The organism is Pseudoalteromonas sp. LC2018020214, from assembly GCF_016598755.1.
Classification (GTDB): Bacteria; Pseudomonadota; Gammaproteobacteria; order Enterobacterales; family Alteromonadaceae; genus Pseudoalteromonas; species Pseudoalteromonas distincta.
Genome location: NZ_CP066804.1, coordinates 1,805,177 through 1,827,167 on the forward strand (window position 1 = coordinate 1,805,177; position 21,991 = coordinate 1,827,167).

Annotated in this window: 22 protein-coding genes; 12 read left to right on the plus strand and 10 right to left on the minus strand. The window is 37.2% G+C overall.

Annotated elements, in window-relative coordinates; translation table 11 throughout:
• Positions 1 to 2: 2 nt before the first annotated feature.
• Positions 3 to 485, minus strand: a complete 483-nt coding sequence (purE, locus tag JG479_RS07975) for a 5-(carboxyamino)imidazole ribonucleotide mutase (protein ID WP_002962540.1) — start codon at positions 483 to 485, stop codon at positions 3 to 5.
• A 152-nt stretch (positions 486 to 637) separates the two neighbouring features.
• Positions 638 to 2,227, minus strand: coding sequence for an ABC-F family ATPase (locus JG479_RS07980; protein WP_076914937.1), 1,590 nt, complete (start codon positions 2,225 to 2,227; stop codon positions 638 to 640).
• Positions 2,228 to 2,864: 637 nt separating this feature from the next.
• Between JG479_RS07980 and JG479_RS07985 the strand changes: the two genes are divergently transcribed.
• A complete protein-coding gene (locus JG479_RS07985; protein WP_188160771.1) occupies positions 2,865 to 4,073 on the plus strand; it encodes a porin in 1,209 nt (402 codons plus the stop codon).
• A 766-nt stretch (positions 4,074 to 4,839) separates the two neighbouring features.
• Here the strand turns inward: JG479_RS07985 and JG479_RS07995 are convergent.
• The 3 genes from JG479_RS07995 to JG479_RS08005 form a co-directional block, all read right to left on the minus strand.
• A complete protein-coding gene (locus tag JG479_RS07995; protein WP_039487887.1) occupies positions 4,840 to 5,721 on the minus strand; it encodes an alpha/beta hydrolase in 882 nt (293 codons plus the stop codon).
• A gap of 30 nt (positions 5,722 to 5,751) precedes the next feature.
• Positions 5,752 to 6,363 carry a MarC family protein gene (locus JG479_RS08000; protein ID WP_033029579.1) on the minus strand — a complete coding sequence of 204 codons (612 nt, stop codon included), beginning with the start codon at positions 6,361 to 6,363 and terminating at the stop codon, positions 5,752 to 5,754.
• A 162-nt stretch (positions 6,364 to 6,525) separates the two neighbouring features.
• Positions 6,526 to 7,008, minus strand: coding sequence for a GNAT family N-acetyltransferase (locus JG479_RS08005; protein ID WP_200220290.1), 483 nt, complete (start codon positions 7,006 to 7,008; stop codon positions 6,526 to 6,528).
• Between the two features lie 107 nt (positions 7,009 to 7,115).
• Here JG479_RS08005 and JG479_RS08010 point away from each other — a divergent pair, with 107 nt between their 5' ends.
• The gene (locus JG479_RS08010; protein WP_002962626.1) at positions 7,116 to 7,316 is read left to right on the plus strand and encodes a hypothetical protein; all 201 of its coding nucleotides are present in this window, start codon (positions 7,116 to 7,118) and stop codon (positions 7,314 to 7,316) included.
• A gap of 58 nt (positions 7,317 to 7,374) precedes the next feature.
• Here the strand turns inward: JG479_RS08010 and JG479_RS08015 are convergent, their stop codons facing one another.
• Entirely contained in the window at positions 7,375 to 7,569 is a 195-nt protein-coding gene (locus JG479_RS08015) for a CPXCG motif-containing cysteine-rich protein (RefSeq protein WP_002962627.1), read from the minus strand.
• Between the two features lie 281 nt (positions 7,570 to 7,850).
• On the opposite strand from JG479_RS08015, the gene msrA reads away from it, so the two are divergent.
• From msrA to JG479_RS08040, 5 genes are all read left to right on the plus strand, one after another.
• Complete coding sequence (gene msrA / locus JG479_RS08020; RefSeq protein WP_039487894.1) at positions 7,851 to 8,450, plus strand: peptide-methionine (S)-S-oxide reductase MsrA; 600 nt, start codon at positions 7,851 to 7,853, stop codon at positions 8,448 to 8,450.
• A 227-nt stretch (positions 8,451 to 8,677) separates the two neighbouring features.
• Complete coding sequence (locus JG479_RS08025; RefSeq protein ID WP_200220291.1) at positions 8,678 to 9,592, plus strand: 2OG-Fe(II) oxygenase family protein; 915 nt, start codon at positions 8,678 to 8,680, stop codon at positions 9,590 to 9,592.
• 334 nt (positions 9,593 to 9,926) lie between these two features.
• Positions 9,927 to 11,189, plus strand: coding sequence for a hypothetical protein (locus JG479_RS08030; RefSeq protein WP_200220292.1), 1,263 nt, complete (start codon positions 9,927 to 9,929; stop codon positions 11,187 to 11,189).
• Positions 11,189 to 11,629 carry a hypothetical protein gene (locus JG479_RS08035; protein WP_200220293.1) on the plus strand — a complete coding sequence of 147 codons (441 nt, stop codon included), beginning with the start codon at positions 11,189 to 11,191 and terminating at the stop codon, positions 11,627 to 11,629. The genes JG479_RS08030 and JG479_RS08035 overlap by 1 nt, the downstream gene beginning before the upstream one ends.
• A complete protein-coding gene (locus tag JG479_RS08040) occupies positions 11,622 to 13,253 on the plus strand; it encodes a sensor domain-containing diguanylate cyclase (protein WP_200220294.1) in 1,632 nt (543 codons plus the stop codon). Before JG479_RS08035 ends, JG479_RS08040 begins: the two co-directional genes overlap by 8 nt.
• A gap of 31 nt (positions 13,254 to 13,284) precedes the next feature.
• On the opposite strand, the gene JG479_RS08045 is transcribed toward JG479_RS08040, so the two are convergent.
• Positions 13,285 to 13,707: a hypothetical protein gene (locus JG479_RS08045; protein WP_039487900.1), complete on the minus strand. Its 423-nt coding sequence runs from the start codon at positions 13,705 to 13,707 to the stop codon at positions 13,285 to 13,287.
• A gap of 264 nt (positions 13,708 to 13,971) precedes the next feature.
• On the opposite strand from JG479_RS08045, the gene JG479_RS08050 reads away from it, so the two are divergent.
• Together JG479_RS08050 and JG479_RS08055 are read left to right on the plus strand one after the other, a co-directional pair.
• The gene (locus tag JG479_RS08050) at positions 13,972 to 14,673 is read left to right on the plus strand and encodes a metal-dependent hydrolase (protein WP_200220295.1); all 702 of its coding nucleotides are present in this window, start codon (positions 13,972 to 13,974) and stop codon (positions 14,671 to 14,673) included.
• A 334-nt stretch (positions 14,674 to 15,007) separates the two neighbouring features.
• Positions 15,008 to 15,610: a hypothetical protein gene (locus JG479_RS08055; RefSeq protein WP_002962652.1), complete on the plus strand. Its 603-nt coding sequence runs from the start codon at positions 15,008 to 15,010 to the stop codon at positions 15,608 to 15,610.
• A gap of 191 nt (positions 15,611 to 15,801) precedes the next feature.
• Here the strand turns inward: JG479_RS08055 and JG479_RS08060 are convergent, their stop codons facing one another.
• The 3 genes from JG479_RS08060 to JG479_RS08070 form a co-directional block, all read right to left on the minus strand.
• On the minus strand, positions 15,802 to 16,404 hold the full coding sequence (locus JG479_RS08060; protein ID WP_200220296.1) for a hypothetical protein: 603 nt from the start codon (positions 16,402 to 16,404) through the stop codon (positions 15,802 to 15,804).
• 145 nt (positions 16,405 to 16,549) lie between these two features.
• Positions 16,550 to 18,322: a hypothetical protein gene (locus tag JG479_RS08065; RefSeq protein WP_200220297.1), complete on the minus strand. Its 1,773-nt coding sequence runs from the start codon at positions 18,320 to 18,322 to the stop codon at positions 16,550 to 16,552.
• A gap of 301 nt (positions 18,323 to 18,623) precedes the next feature.
• A complete protein-coding gene (locus tag JG479_RS08070; RefSeq protein WP_200220298.1) occupies positions 18,624 to 19,226 on the minus strand; it encodes an excalibur calcium-binding domain-containing protein in 603 nt (200 codons plus the stop codon).
• A 236-nt stretch (positions 19,227 to 19,462) separates the two neighbouring features.
• On the opposite strand from JG479_RS08070, the gene JG479_RS08075 reads away from it, so the two are divergent.
• From JG479_RS08075 to JG479_RS08085, 3 genes are all read left to right on the plus strand, one after another.
• Complete coding sequence (locus JG479_RS08075) at positions 19,463 to 20,395, plus strand: permease (RefSeq protein WP_234047891.1); 933 nt, start codon at positions 19,463 to 19,465, stop codon at positions 20,393 to 20,395.
• A gap of 166 nt (positions 20,396 to 20,561) precedes the next feature.
• On the plus strand, positions 20,562 to 20,969 hold the full coding sequence (locus JG479_RS08080; RefSeq protein ID WP_200220299.1) for an ArsR/SmtB family transcription factor: 408 nt from the start codon (positions 20,562 to 20,564) through the stop codon (positions 20,967 to 20,969).
• Positions 20,970 to 21,304: 335 nt separating this feature from the next.
• Complete coding sequence (locus JG479_RS08085) at positions 21,305 to 21,925, plus strand: trimeric intracellular cation channel family protein (RefSeq protein WP_007586765.1); 621 nt, start codon at positions 21,305 to 21,307, stop codon at positions 21,923 to 21,925.
• Positions 21,926 to 21,991 lie beyond the last annotated feature (66 nt).

Consider the following 21,991-nt stretch of genomic DNA (forward strand, 5'->3'; position numbering starts at 1 on the left):
TATTACTCTGCAGGGTTTGGATTAGCTAATATAGTGTCGGTTTGAGCTTTACGAAACGCTTCAATTTTTGCAAAAATTTCTGGATTTTGACATCCTAAAATTTGTGCAGCTAATAAACCCGCGTTTGCTGCGCCCGGCTCACCAATTGCAAGCGTACCTACTGCAACACCTTTAGGCATTTGGCAAATAGATAAAAGTGAATCAACACCATTTAATGCTTTTGATTTTACAGGTACGCCAAGCACAGGAAGCGACGTAAAAGCAGCTGCCATACCAGGTAAATGCGCTGCGCCGCCAGCACCAGCAATAATAACTTTAATACCACGTTCTGCGGCTGAACTTGCGTAATCAGCAAGTAATTGAGGAGTGCGGTGTGCAGACACGACTTTGGTTTCGTACTTAATGCCAAAATGCTCTAGCATAAGTGCTGCATGTTCCATGGTTGGCCAATCTGATTTAGAACCCATAATAATGCCAACAGTCATAAATACTCCTCAGTAATGTATTTTAAAAATAGCGGACTTATGTCCGGTTTTAGGCGGGTATTATACCCAAACCAAGTTTAATTGCGACTCACAAAAACAAAAAAAAGCCATGTTTAAACATGGCTTTTTAGAGTTAACGGGTAAATAGCTAATTAAGCTTCTTTACTCGCTAGGTATTCTGCGTAGTTGCCTCTAAAGTCGATAACTTTACCGTCTTTAATTTCCCAAATACGGGTCGCAACTGATGATACAAACTGACGGTCGTGGGAAACAAACATCAATGTACCCTCGTAAGCTTCAAGGGCTAAGTTAAGCGCTTCAATTGATTCCATATCCATGTGGTTAGTTGGCTCATCCATTAACAATATGTTTGGCTTATGCATCATAATTTTACCAAACAACATGCGGCCTTGCTCACCACCTGAAATTACTTTAACTGATTTTTTAATATCGTTTTGAGAGAATAACATACGGCCTAAGAAGCTACGAACCACTTGCTCGTCGTCGCCTTCTTGTTGCCATTGCTCCATCCACTGAAACAAGTTCATGTCGGTTGCAAACTCATCAGCGTGATCTTGCGCGTAGTAACCAATATTCGCATTTTCTGAGAACTTAAACTCACCAGCTTTAGGGGCTAAGCGCCCTGCTAATGTATTAAGTAATGTTGTTTTACCAACACCATTTTCACCAATAATAGCAATACGTTCGCCAACTTCTACTAAACCTTCAAGTCCAGAAAACAACGTATTGTCGTCAAAACCTTGTGTTAGGTTTGTCATTTCAAGTGCGTTTCTGAATAACTGCTTTTCTTGATCAAAACGGATAAACGGCGTTTGGCGTGAAGATGCTTTAACTTCGTCTAATTGGATTTTGTCGATACGTTTAGCACGCGATGTTGCTTGCTTAGCTTTAGATGCGTTAGCAGAGAAACGAGATACAAACTGTTGAAGTTCAGCAATTTGGTTTTTCTTTTTCGCGTTTTCGTTAAGTAATTGCTCACGTGCTTGCGTTGCTGCAAACATGTATTCGTCATAATTACCTGGGTAAATACGAAGCTCGCCGTAGTCAATGTCGGCCATGTGTGTACAAACAGAGTTTAAAAAGTGACGGTCATGCGAGATGATTATCATGGTACAGTCGCGCTGATTTAACACGTCTTCTAACCACTTGATGGTGTAAATATCCAAGTTATTGGTAGGCTCATCTAGTAGCATAATGTCTGGGTCTGAAAACAACACCTGTGCAAGTAGTACGCGCAGCTTAAAACCCGGTGCAATTTCTGACATTGGGCCAAAGTGTTGGTCAGTGCCAATACCTACACCTAATAAAAGCTCACCTGCTTTAGATTCCGCAGAGTAACCATCCATTTCAGCAAATTCAGTTTCAAGATCGGCTACTTTCATACCGTCTTCTTCGCTCATTTCAGGTAAAGAGTAAATACGATCACGTTCTTGTTTGATTTCCCACAGCTCTTTGTGGCCCATAATCACGGTATCGATTACTGAGTATTCTTCGTAGGCAAACTGATCTTGATTAAGTTTAGCAACGCGTTCGTTAGGATCAGTACTTACATTACCTGAAGACGCTTCAAGCTCACCACTTAAAATTTTCATAAATGTTGATTTACCACAACCATTTGCACCGATTAAACCGTAACGGTTACCATCGCCAAATTTTGCTGAGATATTTTCAAATAATGGTTTAGCACCAAATTGCATGGTGACATTAGCTGTACTAATAATAGCGCTACCCTCCAAAGGAGTAATGATGTATTTAAATTGCGCGCAGTTTAAACCAAAATGGCCTGTTTTTCTATGAAAGTTTAAAAGCAAACCACTGCGTTTTAGCCATTTATTATGGCTATGTAGTTAGTAGTAAAAATAACGGATTAGATTTAATGGTTTCGTTAATTTTTATTCAACTTATTCTAATTAAAATCCATAAAGTATGTTTTACATACAGGCATAAGAGATTAGAAATTACGATACAAATTAGAGTAAAAACACTTTTAACGTGTTTGTGTGTCTACTTAACTCATTTTTGTTCACCCTATAATAATAAAAAGTTATATTTATGAAAATAAAGTACTTTTAGAACTTTTACACTAGTTACTACTTTTTAACCAAGATGAAAATAATTCAAATTACAATTTTTACACATCGCTAATTCCTCATCCTATTTACCTATCAAATCATTAAAAACATAAACTTTTGCAACACCTGAAAAACAAAATTAACCTTTAGTGAATATCCGTTAAGTTTAACGATTAATTTTATTGAGTATTTTTCACTTTTGAGCCGTTTATTGCTTTGTTAGTCTTCGAATCTGAATTTTTACCTACGTAAAAAATTGACCAATTTACACAGGGCAACACACAAGATGAGCAAAAAATTAGCGACGCTTATTAGCGCAAGTATTGTATTCGCACCCGCTGTTTCGGCAGTAGAATTATACAAAGATGACAAAAATACTGTTGAAGTTGGTGGATATCTTGATGTGCGTGTAATTAATACACAAAACGAAACCGAAGTTGTTAACGGTACCTCGCGCATTAACTTTGGATTTACCCGAAAGCTTAAGAAAGACTGGACTGCACTCGCACTCGTAGAATGGGGTGTAAACCCTGTGGGCAGCAGCGATATTATTTATAACAACCGTTTTGAGTCTATCCAGGATGAGTTTTTATACAACCGTTTAGGTTACGCAGGGCTTTCGCACGAAAAATATGGCCAACTTACCATTGGTAAACAATGGGGTGCATGGTACGACGTAGTTTACGGCACAAATAATAGCTTTGTATGGGATGGTAATGCGGCTGGTGTTTACACCTATAACAAAGACGATGGCGCTGTTAATGGCACTGGCCGTGGAGATAAATTAGTTCAGTACCGCAATAGCTATAATGATTTTAGTTTTGCAGTACAAGCGCAGCTTAAAAACAGCGAATTTTATACCTGTGACGTAACCGACATTTCAGAAGAAGAATGTGAAGCACTTTGGAACTCTGGCGATAGTGCAGCCCAAGAAGTTGAATTTAATTACACATTTGGTGCGTCTGTAACTTATACCCCAACTGACATGCTAACACTTACAGCAGGTGTTAACCGTGGTGAGTTTGATTTAACGTTTGGCGATGGTTCTACTCGCAATGTTGAAGATTTAATTTATGGTGCAGGTATTATGTGGGGCAACATTGATGAGCCCGGCCTATACGTTGCAGCCAACGTAAATAAAAATAAAAACCACGACACAGATAACATTGGTCGCTTAATTAAAGACGCAATCGGTGTAGAAACATTTGCATCTTACCGCTTTGATAACGATTTTCGCCCTTTTATTGCCTACAACGTGTTTGATGCCGGTGATGATTACGTAATTCAGCCAAACTTTAACGCCGACCCAGACGATATATTTAAGCGTCAGTTTGCTGTTATTGGCCTTCACTACTTAATTGACGAAGACACTATTGCCTACGTAGAAGCGCGTAAAGACTTTAGTGACTTTGAAAGCGATAACGACGATCAACAAGCACAAATGGAGCAGTCGGAAGATGACGGCATAGCATTTGGTTTTAGATATAAGTTTTAAATATAAGTTTATAAAACGACTACAACTTCCCTAAGCACAACCCTTTTAGCCCTTTTAACTTTTTTAACTGGGCTTTTTTTATTTGTCCATACTTTTTTCAATACTCAATTTTGCATTTAAGGCTATTTCAAAAAAGGCATTAACAGCCGAATTGGTATCTGCTTTTTTAATTTGTAATAGCACCATTCACGATGCCCCTATTTTTTACGTTTACCATTTTGCTGCTCATTAAAATGAGCGAGGAAAACTTTAATTAATCACTCATAGTCCACACTCGGCATTTATATTTTTAGTGGATGTAGTTACCGCAGGCTTTATTATTTTGATTACTTTTTTCTAATTTGACTCTATTGCTAAGTTTAGCCTTATAGTAACATTTAGTATGATGTGTTCTTTTACTGTAAAGCCACCAGCCAATTTATATTAACTGCATTAAGAGTATAAAAAGATGCTGAAACTATATTGAAATAGCAAAGTACTTACACTGCTTATTGCTGATCACAAAGGCTAAAGGCTGATTAAAACCAGTAACAAATAGATGTGTATATGCTCATGGGTACTGACGGTATTCTAATTCAATAGTCATGTGCTGTATATAAAAACAGTGCATATGATTGCTGTGAAAAAATAATTTAAACCTACCTTTTTTTGTAAGTCGTTAATAATATTGAACTAAGTAAAGTGTTATAAAGTTGATTCGTTATCATAAATAGATGAAATAACGACAACTGTATATGTATACAGTTGTCGCTTAAACCTATCTAACCTACTTTTTAATAAACGTACTATAACCAGCCAATGCCTTAGCCACACTAATTGATGGATTATCTGAATGCTCAGCACCTTTGTTTATAGCACTTTGCCACACAAGGTTATTGTTAGGGTTGGCTGTTAAAACGGCCTCTAAATTACTAAACGCTTTTAACATTAGCGGATGCTCTGCCCCACCCACCGAAAGATATAAATAAGTAGACGATTTAACTTTGTTATCTTGAGCACTTAAAAACGCTTCTAAATTATTAACTACGGTCATATCGTCATACCAAGCCGCTGGGCTAAAAGCAAAATAGCCATTAAACAATTCAGGCTTTGTATGCAGTGTATAAAGCACAAAGCTACCACCTGCCGAAAAACCACTTAATACACGGTTATTACTAAGCTTATATTTTGCTGATAAATAAGGGAGTAACTCAGTTTCAATAAACGCTAAAAACTTGTCGGCTTCACCATTTGGTTCAATAAGTGTTTCATGCTCTGGACGCGCTTGTGTATTTACATCTTGGCGGGCATAAGGAGGTACTAAATCGCGATTACGTGTATCTGTAAAAAACAAATTAGGAATAGACACCAATATAGCCTTATCCCCTTTTTCGCTCTTAGCTTGTTTTGTAAGTGCTTTATCCCATGTATCTAAATTAAAGTTACCATCGGTTTTAATAATTAACGGATACGCTTTTTTAGGATTGTAATTAGCGGGCAATCTTATAAACACTTTGCGCGACTCATTAAGCACGCTTGAGTTAATTGTTACATCTGTATAGGCCGATACATAATGGTTATAATAACGTATAGCTAAAATACCAATAGCAAAAATGACTACGGCTAAACTTAAATTAATAATATAGTGTTTTGTTATTTTTATTGCCATACGGCATTCCTTTCAATGTTTAGGAGTTATTTAATCGAGCTTAACCCATTGTTTTATTTCAAGCGCGGTCATAATAAGCTCAACCGAAAACGCGGCTAAAATCATGCCCATCACTCGCGTTAAAATAGACGCGCCGCCAGTACCAATTAGCTTAATAATTTTACCCGAAAGCAGCAACAGTATTAAGGTAATACCCAACACACCAAGTGTAACAAGCGCTGTGCCTATTTGAGTAGTAATTGGGTGTATGTGGTTATCGGTAAGTAGTATTACCGCCAAAATAGCGCCAGGAGTCGCCGTTGCAGGTATAGCAAGCGGAAACACGGCTATATCGTGGTCGGGGTCTTGTTTGGCTTTGTTAGAATCGTTTCCAAAAATCATTTGCAGGCCAAACAAAAACAATATAATTCCGCCCCCTAACTGAAACGACACCAACCTAATTCCCATCGCATTAAGTATTAGTTGCCCTATTAAAATAGAACCCAATAATACGCCCCCGGCATAAAGCACCGTTTTAAATGCAGTTTTACGACGTTGTTGATCAGTTAAATGAGAAGTAAGCGCAGCAAACAGCGCCATAGTGCCTATTGGGTCAATGGTCGCCCAAATTACAAGCGCATCTTGAGAGAGTTTTTCTAGCATATAAAATCCTTGTTAAGCGTAAATGTTTAATAAAACACGGGTAACAAATTCATTTGCTTACGCTTAACTATAATAGAAAGCCGCTATTTTTTGTATTTTATTTACTGAGCTTTAAGGATTGAGGATTGAAAAAAGATAAGCACTTATAATTGCCGTCTTGAGTTAAAGTGATTTATGCCAAATAGAATTTTCTCTTAAACTAAAGCCCAGTTTCATAAGTAAATTATGGGAACGTGCATTATGTGCACTCACCTCAGCAGACAAATGTTTAAGCGGAATATGCTTAACTAGAGTTTCAATAAAACCGGTCACCACTTCAAACATTACGCCCTTATCCCAAAAGTCAGGATGCAGCTCAAATCCTATAAACGCACTACTTTTACACGGGGTTAAATTATAAAGCCCACAAGTACCCATTAACTTTCCAGATATATTATGTTCAATTGCGACTCTAATCACTTCGCCTTCGTAATATGCACTAATATCATCTTGTATTAATTGTTTGATTTGCGTTTTGCTAAGTGGTGTTTCGTAGTCGTTAAATTCTGACACGTGCGGGTGATTTAAAATATTAAATAAACACGCTGCGTGTTTGTGGGTAACTGAACGTAGCGTAACGCGCTCAAGCTTTGTGGTGTTAAACATTTTATTTAAGTGGTTAGTTAAATTAGCTCTTTATGGGCACGCATTATTAACTTACCATACCCCATTAACAAGCATTATCTTTAAAGCAAAAAGAGTAAGAGAACGTAATGAGTGACGATTTTAAAGTAATACAACCCACTACCACAGTATATTGCCCAAAGCGCGGCGAAGGCTGGACCTTAACAGGCATTACTAATATTAACGAGTTTACCTCAGTAATGTTTGACGGCACACGCTATACGCTTCCAGCACGCGAAATAGTAGAAGAACTTCTTCCTAACCAATTAGCGCGTGAGCAAAATAGCTAACCAAACACATACACAGTAAAAAGGCTGCAATTTTGCAGCCTACTATCTAATTAACGAGTTAAAATGCATCGTCTTCGCTGTAAACATTAACGTTTAGCTCGTCATCATTTTCAAATACCACAAACGAAATAGGCTTACAGCATACTTGGCAGTCTTCTATGTATTGCTCATCAATATCTGCTGCATCAAGTAATACTTCTATACTTTCTCCACAATAAGGGCAGCTTATTGATGTTTCTGTTAACTGGTTCATTTATCACCTGCTAATTTATATCACGAATGTTGTCACTTTAATGAACACGTAAGCATAATTCAACACCCCATTAAATAACGCATACTTGGCTAACCCAATTAAACCATGCTACTAACTTAAATAGTGATCTTGTTACTAGCCTTATCCCTATAAAACTTGTCAAAGTACAATATTTTTCACCATAGATAAGTTGGCCAGCCCTCTACAATGAAATTGTATTAGCACTTAGCGGGTCTAACTTTATAAGTATTTATAAACTCACAGTACAGATGGATAATTTTATGAAAAAATCACTTACGCTTGCATTAACATCTGCCGTTATTTTGTTTAGTACATTTTCCCATGCAGCTAAAACCGAAAAAGCCGTTCTAGCTGGAGGTTGTTTTTGGTGTATGGAAAGTGACTTTGAAAAGCTAGAAGGCGTAACCGATGTAATATCGGGCTTTACTGGCGGTAAACTTAAAAACCCGACATACAATGGTAATCATAAAGGCCATTACGAGGCTGTAGAAATTACTTACGATCCGGCCATAGTAAGCTATCAGGGCATACTTGATCATTACTGGGTTAATATTGATCCCTTTGATGCCAAAGGCCAATTTTGCGATAAAGGCCCTAGTTACTTAAGCGCTATATTTGTACAAAACGACGAACAACGTAAATTAGCTGAAAAAACAAAAGCAGCAGTAGTTGCCGAGTTCCCTAATCAAACTGTGGTTACACCTATACTAAACGCAAGCACCTTTTACCCTATAAAAGGGAGGGAAAGCTTTCATCAAGATTATTACAAAAACAATCCAATCCGATACAACACTTATCGTTGGCGTTGTGGTCGCGACAGCCGCCTAGAAGAAATTTGGGGCGACAGAGCAACTCACTAGTATTTATTAAGCAACTTAAATTACATAAACATAAGGCTGCATATTGTGCAGCCTTATGTTTATCTACAAAACTAGCTTTCTCTGCTTCAAAAAGTATACAAACTTTCATTATCAATAAATAGTATATTCTGTTTCCTAAAGCAGGCTGTTTATCTACTAAATCAAATGCAATAAATTGCACTCCTAAATTGATATAAACGAAATTCAACAACTGGAGTTACACAAAAATGTTTGCCAACCAATTACAACTAGCGCGTGCTCTAGAGTTACCAACACGACAAGCCATGCTTTACCGTGAACCAGCAGTACAAAACTTTTGGATAAACAACACTGACCTAATTACAAACGCGTGGAGCGAATGGGAAGCCACATCAATAGATAGCTCAACGTTTACGCTTGACGACACACTACTTGATAAAAACCTCCATGAAGCAGTAAAGCAAGCATGGGAAGATCCATCAAAAGAGCTGACCGTAAAAGCGTTATTACACGAAGTAGCCCCTGATGTGTTTCAATTTCAATTTTTTGATCCTGAGCGCCTAGCTGTATTACGCGGATATTTAGAACAAGTATGGAATTCGCAAATTCCTATGCGCCCGCCATACGGCATAGTGTTAAATCGCCGTGGGGCCATGCTTGATAGCCGATCAGAAGGTTATTTAGCCGCGCCAAGCTTTCAAGCATTTTATAACGAAATACTAAACACTTATATGCGCCCTATTTCACGTATGCTGTTCCCGGAGGTTATGGGGTTTGATACACAAACATTTGGCTTTTCAATTTATTATGAGCCAAATACAGATTCGTCAATTCGCCCACATACCGACGCATCAGCTGTAACGCTTAACATTAACTTAAACTTACCAGGCGAAGAGTTTACAGGGTCACAAGTGGACTTTTATCACCCGTACACAGGTGACATTAAATCACTTACCTTTAAGCCTGGTACTGCCATGTTACATCGAGGCAATATTGCACACGCAGCCAAGCCTATTACCAGTGGCGAGCGAACTAACTTTGTATTGTGGTTGTATGGGGAGCGCGGTCGATTACCAGCAAAAGGTGCACCACGCATTCCTGTTGATGCTAAACAGCGCTGGACTAACCCAAACAAACCAAATGATAGTTATGCACCATTTTAAATAATCGCTTTTAACGTTTTAAATACAAATGGCTGCCTAATTTAAGCAGCCTTATAAAAATAAAGCTCATCCAGTAACCAACACGTTTTAAATTTAGTAATATCAAAAAACCGCCCTATTCATAATCTATATTGTCGTCACTTATAACAATAGATAACACAAATTTTCCGCCTTGCTTTTCTTATGTCCCAGTACTTCGCTTAACAAAGTACAAATTTAGGGGGATGTCATGTTTTTTTTGTATTTAATTGATAAGCCACTGTAATGCTTAAGTTGGTAATTTAATAAACTGTGCTATCTTTTTACTATCTATATCATAAAAATAAGCGCTAACATGTTGTTCCGAGGTACAATTGCCATAGCTATATTGGTAATTTCCGCTGCTAATAAAAGCTATGCAGATGAAGTAGACGTGCAATTTAGCGGTTTTGCATCCTTAACACTCAGCTACACGGACGATTCAGATATTGGCTTTGCATCGAGTTATTCAAATGTCAACGAATCTGGTTTTTCAGCAACGCGAGATTCAATTTTAGGTGGGCAGGCTAATATATCATTGGCCAAAAATTGGGACTCTGTGTTTCAAGTAGTTATTCAAGATCATGCCTTTAAAAGCTTTGATAATTTTTTAGAGCTCGCCTTTGTGCGCTATCGCCCTACCCGTCATTGGGCTATTCGTGCAGGCAGGTTAAATAGTGACCTTTACTTACTATCGGAATACCCTTACGTAGGATATGCCTACTTATGGGTGCGCCCGCCTCATTCGCACTACTCGTTTGCAAACATTGCAGGAAATTTCGATGGTGTAGATGTTGAATACAGCAAAGCAATTAACGACGGTTTTTTACGTTTAAAACTTGCTTATGGTAGTACAACAGCCAAGCTACAAGCCTATAATGACGACTTTTTTATTGATTTTGATAACTTAACAACTTTTAGCGCAACCTACTCTTTAGATGCTTGGACTATGCGTTTTTCATTATCAAAGTCAGACTTTGGAGATTATAAGTTAACCTCCTTAGATGAGTATTTAGCCGCACTCAACGCAATACCACAAAGTATATGGCCGCAAGCGCAAAAAATATCAAACAAATTTAACACCAAAGGCAACAGTATAGAATACGCCGCATTTGGGCTTACTTACGATCACAACAATTGGCTAATCCAATCTGAGATGGGTATTTCAGAATCCGATTGGATAGTTGCTCCGTCAGTTCTTAGTGGCTACATTAGTGCAGGTTACCGTGTAGATAACGCAATATTTTATACAGGTTTTACAGCGGCTAAACACCGACATCACGTAATAAAAGTAAACGATCCTGCTTTTCCGCCAAGCACTCCCGAGCAATTTTCAGTGCCTATACAACAACTCGCAGTTGCCAGTCAGTCTGCTGTTAAAGTTACCAATGTTCACCAACACTCAATTAACGTAGGCGTAAAATGGCAACTGTCTGAGCGCATAGCATTAAAAGCCCAGTTAGACCGCTTTGATATAAAGCCTCAAGGCGCTGGCTTATGGAGTCTTAGCAACCCTTCAGATGTTGATGAGGGCCACAAAGTACATATACTTAGTCTAAATGCTAGTATGGTGTTTTAATGATGAGCCCTCGCAACTTTTTTATAACTGCATTGCTGCCCTTGTGCCTGCTTTTTATGAGCTTTTATGCTAAATCTACAGAGTTTGTAGTCGTGGTTAATAAAAGCAATGCGATTAACGCATTATCAAAACGAGAAATTATTGATATTTACATGGGCAGGTATTTAACTTTCCCTGATGGTGAGACCTCAAAACCGCTTGATTTGCCCGCGCAATCAACATTAAAAAACGACTTTTACCTGCAGCTGGTCAACAAAAATGAGCAAAAAATTAATGCTTATTGGGCAAGGCTTTTATTTTCAGGGCGCGCAAAGCCACCCACTCCTTCAACATCGGTAGAAGACGCAATAAACAAAATAGCAGCATCACAATTTGCAATTGGCTACATTCCGCTATCGCAAGTTACAGATGAAGTAAAAGTGGTATACACATTTGATTAAAATTATTAGCCAAAAACTCTACATACGCGTCGCTATATCAATTGCGTTAGTTGCTATTGTTGTGTCTTTAGTCTCGTCTATGCTCTCTTATTACTCAGGCTTTAAAGAGAAAAAAAATACAAATTACTTACTCGTTCAACAGTTAGCGCAAACAATGGAAAAAACAGCCGCCATAGCAGCCTACCTAAACGACCGTGAATTAAGCCAAGAAATTATTAACGGCCTACTCAGTAACGACTTAGTGCAAGGCGCAAGCCTAGAAGGAGAAGTAAACCCTAAAGGAGAGATGGATTTATTTATAGCAAAAGGATCTACTAACAAAAAAAATGAAGCTGTTTTAATTAAATTAGTTCACCCTTTTATAGAAGACACTTTTATAGGTGTACTTGCCATATACCCTGATGATAACTTTATTGAACAACAAGCACAGTCAGCGCTTATAAAAGAATTTATCTTAATGCTGATTCAATCCATTGTTATCGCATTTTTTGTATCGCTGGTAGTTCAGCGCTGGCTTACACAGCCTATTCAAAACCTAACCGACAGCTTTGCTAAAATAAATCCAAGCGAGCCAGAAACCCTTAAAATGCTAACCTTCAAGCAAGGCAAGCGGGACGAAATAAGCCGTTTAACCCAAGGTATAAATGCCTTAATGCACGAGCTACATTTAACTATTAGTAATGAGCAAACACTGCGTAAAAAAACTCAAGAGCTAGAAGCTAAATTTAGACTTATTTTTGAACAAGCCAGCGCAGGTATTTGTTTACTCGATGACAAAAACATTATCACCACCTTTAACCCTGCATTTAAACATTACTTTACCGTACCTGGTGAAGAAGAATTACCAACCTTGCATTTTCCTGAGTTACTTAGCAATGTAGACGAATTACAAAGCCTACTGGCAGATATTCGCTCTGCTAAAAACCCACCACAAACCACCTTAGATGTAGAGTGTAAAGTTGGCTATAAAACGGTATGGTTTCATTGTTTATTTGTAAGGTTAACAGACCAAAGAGATAACGAACGAAACCCCAAACAAGAGCAGCTAGTAGAAGTAATTTTACACGATGTAACCGAGCGCGCAGAACGCGAACAGCAAACCCGCTTTGAAGCCGATCACGACCCACTCACTGGCTTATTAAACCGACGCGCCGGTGAAAAACGCCTTAAAAAAGCACTACGTGAATGTATTAAACACAATGAACATTTAGTGCTTATGATGATTGATTTAGACAAGTTTAAACCCATTAACGACACCTACGGCCACGAAGCCGGCGACAAAGTGCTAATTGAAATAGCGCACAGATTTAAAACACTTTTTCACGAAAAAAACGACATGTGTATCCGCCTAGGCGGTGACGAATTTATTGTTGCGCAGCAAATTAAAACCTACGATAAAACGGCAACACAACAAAAAGCAATCGCCTTACTAAATGAGCTACAACAGCAGGTTAGTATTTCAAACACAAAAACATGCGCAGTGGGTGCAAGCATAGGAATTGCAATAGCCCCATATGATGGTAATGAACTACATCAATTAATGCACAACGGTGATAAAACTCTTTATCACGTAAAAGAAACAGGCCGAGGGAAAGTTGCCTTTTATGACGATATAAAAAATTAGATGGCGTGAATTAGTAACTACATAGTAAATGCTATAATGTTTTTATGGCTTTCAAATAGTCTTTATTATAAAAATAAGCCGCTAACCCAAAATAAGAAATAGCACCTAAATAAGCAATTGGAAAGTGTGAATATACACTGAGGTAAATAAGCAATAATATAAAAAACAGACTAATGCTAAAGCAAACCACTGCCAAAAGCCTGCCTAACCAACATATAGATTGGGCTGCAATATTTAAAACAAACAAGGTAATAGCACCAAGTATTACATACACTAAAGTGTTTAAATCTTCCCCATGCGCTAGACCATCTTCGGTATAGTACATCATGTAATGAGCAAGCGGAGTCAGTGCTAATAAAGCCCAGAAACCATAACTGCTCCAAGTTGATGAGACAAAATAGTCACTACCAATATTAGGCGCAGGAAACGATGCTTTATATCTATTTTGGTTCATGTGAATTCCAGTTAAGCCGTTTTATATAAGTTGATAGCTAGGCTTTTATTAAAAACACAAAAGGCCAATAGACAATAAAAACTATCTGTATTATTGATTTTTATCAAAAAAATTACAACATGATTGCACCACCAACCACAATACAGAATAAAAATTGTACTATTAGCAATTAATCAAAGTAATAAAAAATCTAATTAAAAAGAATATTGAACAATAAACTTTTCAATTGATAGAATGCCCTACTTTTTCCCATAAAGAGATACAATGGCAAACTTCAATACTCATCTTAATACTGCCGTAATCATCACAGGCTTAGGCTCGGCCACTTTATTATCTGCAGGCCATATCGATTTAAAGGGCGCACTCTGGCTTTGGTTTTTAGGCTCAATTGGCGGCCTATTACCAGATATAGATTCAGATAACTCAACATCACTCGATACTATTTTTAACTTATTTGCACTGAGCGCTGTATTACTGGTACTGCATTACATAACCACCGAGCTCATTATTGAAATTAGCTTTATCGAGTTAATCGTAGTGCCGTTATTGGTTTACGGATTTATGAAATACATTATTAGACCTATTTTTGAATGGATCACAGTACACAGAGGTAGTTGCCACTCTTTACTATTTATACTGTTATGCGCGCTATTAACGACTCAAGTAACATGGAAACTGAATGACCAATCAACCACACAAGCAGCCGTCTTTGCTTGGTTAACGGGTGGGTTTATTTTACTCGGCGGATTAATTCATTTATTACTGGATGAAATTTACAGTGTAGATTTAAGTAATGTCACCATTAAACGCTCTTTCGGAACCGCTTTAAAAATAGCTGACTTAGATAATAAACTAATTACGCTAGCTTCAATTATTGCCATTGCAGGTTTGATCTATGTTGCCCCTCCCACAGAACAAACTATTACAGCGTTAAGTGACTGGTCTCATTTTACGTTTTTATCTTAACGCCATAAGTAATAAGCCGTTTAACCACATACTCAAAATGTGTGCCCTCTTGGTAATTAAATGTTGATTTACTAAGAGGGCATGAGGCACTGCGCTTTTAGATACATGCATGGCTAAACCAAAGCGGCTTTGCAAAGTTAGGTTTAATTAAAAGCCTGAGCCTGTTTGTTATTAATTATTATTTTTAAAGGTTTAAGTGAAATAATTTACTCGCTTTACCTGTCTTATACCTACAACGATAAACGCTATTTAATACAAATACTAAGCAGTTTGATACATTCAAATCCGCAACAGCTGTTGAAAGCGTCAAATATAAAATCAAAAGAGGTCCATAATGGAATTTACACATAAACGCACCACCCTAATTACAGCATCGTTATTGTTGGTATTGGCGATATCACAGGGTATTTATTCAGCCCTTTACAGTGCTGAAATTAGTTTTTCAAGACAGGTTGCTTGGGGACTAGAAGCACTGGTATTTACTTTACTTGTTGCCTTTGCAGGCACAGCTATGGTGCAAGCAAAAAACGCACAACTAGGCTGGTCGGCTATCGCGTTTAGTGCAGTACTTAACATAGTACAAGTGAGCATTGGACTTACGTTGTTTTCAACATTTGGCAAAGTTGCAGGCACAGTAGAAGGCGCACAACCTTTAATTGGTGGCGTGGTGTCTCTATCATTCATGATTTACTACGCAGCCAAGGTACTATTAGGGTTAGCAGCACTTGTATTTGGCCTGTCGTACTTAGCTAAAGGTGGCAAAGCAATCGGCGGCCTTACAGCCCTAGCAGGCGGTGTTGCAGTGCTTGCCAATGGTATTTTAATTACCTTTGGTCGTGATGGATTTCTTCCATCAGCTGTTGCTGGTGCTTCAGGCATGATTGCAACGTTACTTTTAGCGATATGCTTAATAAGCCTTTACCGTAAAGCAGACTAAGGCCAAATACCTTACAAGTAATGTACTTATTTAAATAAGTTATAAACATCGGCGTGTATTACATATATGCGCCGATGTTTTACGTTTAGGGTTGTAACAATTAAAGTACCAGCCACCTAACCAGTACCATTGCAACATAAACACCAAACTCAGCTTAAACTGAAAATGCCTAGCATATAGAATCTGTCTTTTTACATTAGCAGTGCATCAAGAACAATAATTCCACAGACGCTTTCTAGAATACATTCGTTTTCTTCAATCAATGACTTTTGAATGAACTCACGGTAATCCTCTTTGGTTTCTAGAACAATACCACTCCAATCAATACGAAACTCGAAGTTATCTGGAATACGCCACTCACGCTCATGCGTCCAGTCAATAAGACTGTCTGTATTGGATAGATCAAATTTAACCAACCTATATAATTCATTATCGGATAAGTATTGCTCACCATCCTCAACTTTGTCATAGATGACTGGCTTACAACCATTTTGGAATAAATAATATTTTGAGAATATCAAGCCACAGCCAGAATAACGTTTTCTAGTTGCACCCGTTTGTCTTAGCTCTTTCTCAAACTTTAGATTTTGTGCAATAGAAAATAAAGGGGCATCCTGAAAGCACACTGCTCTTCTAGTTCCTCGAATAAAGCCGCTATCTGTCGTGCTACCAATAATGGTTCGCTCACGAAGAATTTTAAGTAGTACATCTACTGGAGTAAACTCTTGCCCATCAACAGTTGCACCACGAGTCAAGTGGACTAGAGAGGATGAAAGATCTTGGCGATCACTCATTCTAGATTTCCATTTATCGAAATTATAAGCCAATCTTTCCTCCGTAAAATTAACGCCTCAATCAGTAGCAAAAAATAGTTGTTTATAATTAGCAACGCAGGAGGAAAACTAAAAGTTTTTGTCCTGCTGAATCAACCAGATGCGTCTATTTTTTACACAATATGTGAGCTTGTACTCCAAAATCTTTGCATGAACTTATAAACGTATTTATAAGCCAAATTAACTGCACATAGTGAGGTTTACATTTTTGACCCAAAGCCAATTTGTTTAATTCTCCAGCCAATTTAGCCTTACTCAAAAAAGGTGTTGCAAGTACAATTTTCTTTATAGAGTTAGGGTTTTGATTTACTGCGTCTAAAGCCACTTCTAAATCTTGCCAATTAGCGGCACCAGTGACCCTACTAATATTGGTTTTTTCATAATTTTTATGCCACTCATTATCATATTTATTCTTAAATAATTGCTTTTCAGCTTGAGTTCGGCCAATGTTTTTTAATGCTTGAGCAACAACGTCATGAAAAGCACTAGCGCCATATGTATCTTTCTTAGTAAATTTAGAATGAATAAAAGATATAGACGGAATATCGCTATTGCTATCTATAGCAATATGATCAGACCATTCGTCATTCATGTCATCACAGATAACGATATTATGAGGAACACAATATTGATCTTCTACTTTCCTAAATAGAGACTTATCTGGAAACCTAGTTAAATTGGCTGGATGCGGCTTCTCTTTTTCGCTTGCTATACCAGTAAAGTTATAACTATCATCAAAAATATTAAGTATAGACTGAATGTTATTAACTAAGTGTTTATCTTCAAAACATGACTTTGAATAATATGAATAATTTGGTGAGTCGAACACAGCAGAAAACGGCTTTTCCTTGTTTATATAGCTACCAATAGTATAGGTTTCCGCACCATTTTCAGTAACAAGAATCTTGTCAAGATTAGTATTTCTGATTGTAATTAAATTTTTGGAGTATGAAACTTTACCCGGTAGAGTAATCCACTTTACTTTCAATAAGCTGCCATCAATTAAAATAGGTGACTTAAGTCGATTAAAAAGTTTGTTAATTTCTCTCTGATTTAATTGGCTACCATCAGCCTTGCTTAAAACAGCGCTGCCATTAGAAAGCTTTGTTTCAATCTCACTCAAATCGATGAGAATAGCAACGACTTGATGGCCTAAGTCTACAATGTCCTTCAAACATATCGGGGATGCAAAATTACGAAGAAATTCACTTTCATTGTTAGTTATTTTAATTTCATTTTTAATTTCAATAACCCAATCAATTAAGCCATCAAATGATGACTTTTTATCCCTATGGCTCACTCTAGAAGTGCTAGGTGTTAAAGTGTATGAGTCTTCACCGACTTTCATTCTAAAATTGCTTGGGATTGATCGACTAGATGAATTTGATGAAAGTATTCCATTTAAGCTTTTTGCTTCTAATGAGCGAGATCTTATTACAGCATTAGAAATACTCATATTTTTCATGGTAACTCTTTCGTATTTAGGATTTTTTTTACCGTGAAAATGACAGAACTTTTCATAATCATACTCACCTATAAAAGAAGAAAAATGTTTTTCAGGTGAATCGACATACTTCTTAAGAATAGCTAAGGCATCACCACATTCAATTAATAGCAGATAAGCATACTTTTGTTCTTTAACCGTAGTACCAAATAAAAATGAAGGTTCAGCTTCAATCTTATATGAAACAATGGAGTAGATAACTTTGTTACCAGTTGCTGTTGTATATTTTTTTCTTACAAGATAACTATTTTTAAGATAGTTACCTACACGATCTTTAGATATTTCTTTGAATGTATCTTCGATAGATTTTACAGTAAGTGCTTTATTGAGCTCATAAAACTGTACATTCTTACTCAGACTTAAATCATCAATCATTTTACAAAATCCTTTTATGAACGACTAAACTTAAAAAAAACACTAACAGCTTCTTGAACCCAATTTAGGTGGTTTATAACACCCAAAACGGCGTATATTACGTTGTTCGATAATCACACCAACCAACTCATTTATAAACAGATAATTACAATTGCTAATCAGTAACCTTTGTAATTTAACCCCATAACGACTTTTGATAATGTTATGGGGCAAACCTCGCATTACTGTATTTACATACAGCATGCAATAAATCCTATCTTTACTTAACCTTTGACTACAAAACTTATAAATGCCCTAGCCGCTAAAACCGTGAATCGTTCTCACAAGGTTTTCCATCACCATCGCCATCCATTTTTGTGTTCGGGCAATTATTAATAAAAAATACCGCCTCATCGCGTGAGCGCATTTCAGTACAATATTGCCTGCCGCCACAGGTAAAATTATGGGTGTTTTTTGGAATCACGGTTTTTGGGTATTGCCCATCAAAGGTGGCTAAATCGGCGTTGGTAATAACAGGTGTTTGGTTATTAAATTGCTCGTTACTTTTATAATGGTTGTATTTATTTACTGCGATGAAGCCAAGTACGGCGATAATACTTATTGAGGCGACTTTGTCTAAAAAGCTACTGGCAAAATTAGATTTGGCAATGCGGTACGGCTGGTTATTGTGTTTTTGATAAGGGGCTTTAAGCTCTGCAACGCCTTCTATGCGGCAGTTAACTGCTTTGGTTTTACCGTCGGGCTGTGTTGCAACTTCAAAATAAATGGTATCGCCAACTTTAGGCTTACGGCTCATGTGTTTGAGCGCTGATATGTGTATGAACGTGTCGTGTTCTAGGGTGTCTGATTTAATAAAATCAAAACCTTTGTCGGTTTTCCACGACTTTAACAATCCTTTGTTCATTTTTACTCTTACCTTTAAAAACTTCTTTTAGCCAATTTTAATACTCCTTATTTAACATTAGCACACGTTCCTAATTTATTACCATCACTTTTTATTAAGTTATAAGCTATTGCTCTAAATAAAGATTTTAGAAGTATGTATTTATTTTTAAAATAAAACACATAAGCACACTTGCGCAATTGTGCTTGTATGATTATATTGCAACCTCAAACTTGGTTTATACATTAGAGGTTATTGTGAATACAGATAAAATGATGGTTGCACTAGATGAATTTATTCATGTTGGTGGAGGCTTAATATTAATTATTGCTGCTGTTTCTATTTTGACAGGGTTGATTAGGGAGTTTGTTCCGCAGGACAAACTTCAAGCAAAATTAACAAAGCATGATAAGTGGGGTTCGCTGTTGGGAGCTAGTTTTGGCATGTTAACCCCCTTTTGTAGCGCTGCTGTTGTACCTGTAACCATGGGCATGGCTACTATGGGTACATCGCTAGGTACTATTTTAAGCTTTTTAATTTCAGCTCCTTTATGTAACTTTATTGTACTAGCAATGATATATGCTGCATTTGGTTTTAAAGTTACAGCTATATATTTAGCACTAACCTTTAGTGCCGCCGTTATAGGTGGGTGGTTAATATCAAAATCACCATGGAAAAATGAAGTAAGACGAGGTGATGAGTTAGAGCTGGCTACAAACGGCAAAAGCTGCAGTTCAGACTGCAGTTCAGATAGTGCCGCAATATTGCACACTACGAATTCTGATAAGTTTAAAAATGTTTTAAAATTTGCTGTATCTTTATTTAAAAGGATTATTCCGTATGTGTTATTGGGTGCATTAATTAGTGGTTTATCGGCGGCTTATTTACCAGCTGAATTAGTTGAAAAATACGTAGGTGGCGGAGATTTAAAATCCATTATTATTGCTGCTCTAATTGGTATTCCGCTTTATTTGAGAATAGAAATGGCTATACCGCTTTTAAATGTGCTGATTTTAAAAGGTATGGGTATGGGCCCTGCTTTAGCACTGATAATAGGTGGTACGGGTGCAAGTTTACCTGAAATTGCTTTAGTTTCTTCGGTATTAAAAAGAAAGGCTGTATTAGCATTTGTATTAATTATATTAACTACTGCAGTAACAGGCGGTGTAATTTTTCAATACATTATGTAAGTTAGTAAGCACCACTTTTAAGTGGTGCTTTTACTATCTTTTTGATGACGTAAAATTTTAAAGCACAGCCTTAGCGCCTGTTAGTTTTGAGGAAATTTTATTTAGGCTCTGGTATAATCCGTTTGTAAATTTTTATGGTATTTTATTATTATCAAGAAGGTACATAATGGATGAAATGTATATTGATGCGCTTAAGGCGTTATCAGATCCTACCCGATTAAGGTTATTTTGGTTAGTTGTTGATGCTGGCCAGCGTATTAATGTTGCTGAAGCAATGGATGTTATTGGTGATACGCAATATAACGTTTCTCGAAATCTTAAAATGCTACATAAAGCAGGTTTACTCACTTTAGAAAAAAAAGGTAAGTGGGTTTACTATACCCTTAAAGAGCAAAGCGCCCCTCACTGCCAAGCATTAGTAAATTCTGTTAAGTTTTTACCAAAAGAAACGTTTTCTGATGTATCAACTCGTTGCATGATGCGTTTATCAATGCGCGTAAACGGAGAGTGTGTTGTTGGCGCTAATAGTGAACAATGGTTGGCGGCGTTAGAAGCTGAATCATCAAATAATTAATACGTATAACAAGCTCACTATTTACCCCGCACAAATTGGGATCAGAGAATGATCCTAGAGTTTGTTTTAAATCGCTATTTATAACAGTTTTGCATTGTGCAGTATTTAAGTTTAATGCCATTTATTTTTTATAATTTGCGGCCAAATGTCCTTTAATTAATATTAACTACCGCGCACTCACCGATTAGCTTAACAGCTTGTTTACACTAGGTTTTGTCATTAGCTATTTCTATCTGAATTAACCGTTTTTAGTACGATTTTTCATTCGTTATTTACTTAATTTATCTATACAATCCACACCTTATTTTTACGCACGTATTTTAAGTGATTATCTCATGTTACTAACCGTTGTTTATATTATTGGTATTACCGCAGAAGCCATGACCGGCGCACTTAGCGCAGGACGAATGAAAATGGATTGGTTTGGCGTAGTGCTGGTAGCCAGCGCCACGGCAATTGGCGGTGGTAGCGTACGAGATATATTACTAGGCAATTACCCGCTTACGTGGGTACAACACCCAGAGTATTTATTAATTACCTGTATTGCAGGTATTGTTACTACGTGGCTTGCTAAATGGGTGGTTAAATTTAAAGGCATATTTATGCGCCTAGACGCCCTTGGTTTAGCAGCCTTTAGTATTATTGGCTGCCAGGTGGGGCTAAATATGGGGCTGCATTACGGTATTTGTGTAGTGGCTGCGGTTGTAACAGGTGTTTTTGGTGGGTTACTGCGTGATTTAATATGTCGCCAAGCGCCGTTGGTATTACATAACGAGCTATACGCGAGTGTATCGTTACTTGTTGCCTGTTTATACTTAGCGCTACACCATTACAATATTGACGATAATATTAGCATTATTGTAAGCCTTGTTGCTGGCTACTTAATACGTATGGCATCAATACGCTTTAAATGGCGCTTACCTACCTTTAGTTTATTAGAGCAACACGCTAAATAAAAATAAACTTTAATACAAAATAAGGCAGGTAATATACCTGCCTTAGTTAATATAACTATTAGCGTA

Bases quoted from the DNA above. Each gene is read 5' to 3' on its own strand.
- JG479_RS08030 (WP_200220292.1), top strand. From the start codon at position 9,927: ATGTTGTTCCGAGGTACAATTGCCATAGCTATATTGGTAATTTCCGCT.
- JG479_RS08065 (WP_200220297.1), bottom strand. From the start codon at position 18,322: ATGATTGATGATTTAAGTCTGAGTAAGAATGTACAGTTTTATGAGCTC.
- msrA (WP_039487894.1), top strand. From the start codon at position 7,851: ATGAAAAAATCACTTACGCTTGCATTAACATCTGCCGTTATTTTGTTT.
- JG479_RS08000 (WP_033029579.1), bottom strand. From the start codon at position 6,363: ATGCTAGAAAAACTCTCTCAAGATGCGCTTGTAATTTGGGCGACCATT.
- JG479_RS08015 (WP_002962627.1), bottom strand. From the start codon at position 7,569: ATGAACCAGTTAACAGAAACATCAATAAGCTGCCCTTATTGTGGAGAA.
- JG479_RS08060 (WP_200220296.1), bottom strand. From the start codon at position 16,404: ATGAGTGATCGCCAAGATCTTTCATCCTCTCTAGTCCACTTGACTCGT.
- JG479_RS08045 (WP_039487900.1), bottom strand. From the start codon at position 13,707: ATGAACCAAAATAGATATAAAGCATCGTTTCCTGCGCCTAATATTGGT.
- JG479_RS08050 (WP_200220295.1), top strand. From the start codon at position 13,972: ATGGCAAACTTCAATACTCATCTTAATACTGCCGTAATCATCACAGGC.
- JG479_RS08005 (WP_200220290.1), bottom strand. From the start codon at position 7,008: ATGTTTAACACCACAAAGCTTGAGCGCGTTACGCTACGTTCAGTTACC.
- JG479_RS08070 (WP_200220298.1), bottom strand. From the start codon at position 19,226: ATGAACAAAGGATTGTTAAAGTCGTGGAAAACCGACAAAGGTTTTGAT.
- JG479_RS08010 (WP_002962626.1), top strand. From the start codon at position 7,116: ATGAGTGACGATTTTAAAGTAATACAACCCACTACCACAGTATATTGC.
- JG479_RS08025 (WP_200220291.1), top strand. From the start codon at position 8,678: ATGTTTGCCAACCAATTACAACTAGCGCGTGCTCTAGAGTTACCAACA.
- JG479_RS08080 (WP_200220299.1), top strand. From the start codon at position 20,562: ATGGATGAAATGTATATTGATGCGCTTAAGGCGTTATCAGATCCTACC.
- JG479_RS07995 (WP_039487887.1), bottom strand. From the start codon at position 5,721: ATGGCAATAAAAATAACAAAACACTATATTATTAATTTAAGTTTAGCC.
- purE (WP_002962540.1), bottom strand. From the start codon at position 485: ATGACTGTTGGCATTATTATGGGTTCTAAATCAGATTGGCCAACCATG.
- JG479_RS07985 (WP_188160771.1), top strand. From the start codon at position 2,865: ATGAGCAAAAAATTAGCGACGCTTATTAGCGCAAGTATTGTATTCGCA.
- JG479_RS08055 (WP_002962652.1), top strand. From the start codon at position 15,008: ATGGAATTTACACATAAACGCACCACCCTAATTACAGCATCGTTATTG.
- JG479_RS08085 (WP_007586765.1), top strand. From the start codon at position 21,305: ATGTTACTAACCGTTGTTTATATTATTGGTATTACCGCAGAAGCCATG.
- JG479_RS08035 (WP_200220293.1), top strand. From the start codon at position 11,189: ATGATGAGCCCTCGCAACTTTTTTATAACTGCATTGCTGCCCTTGTGC.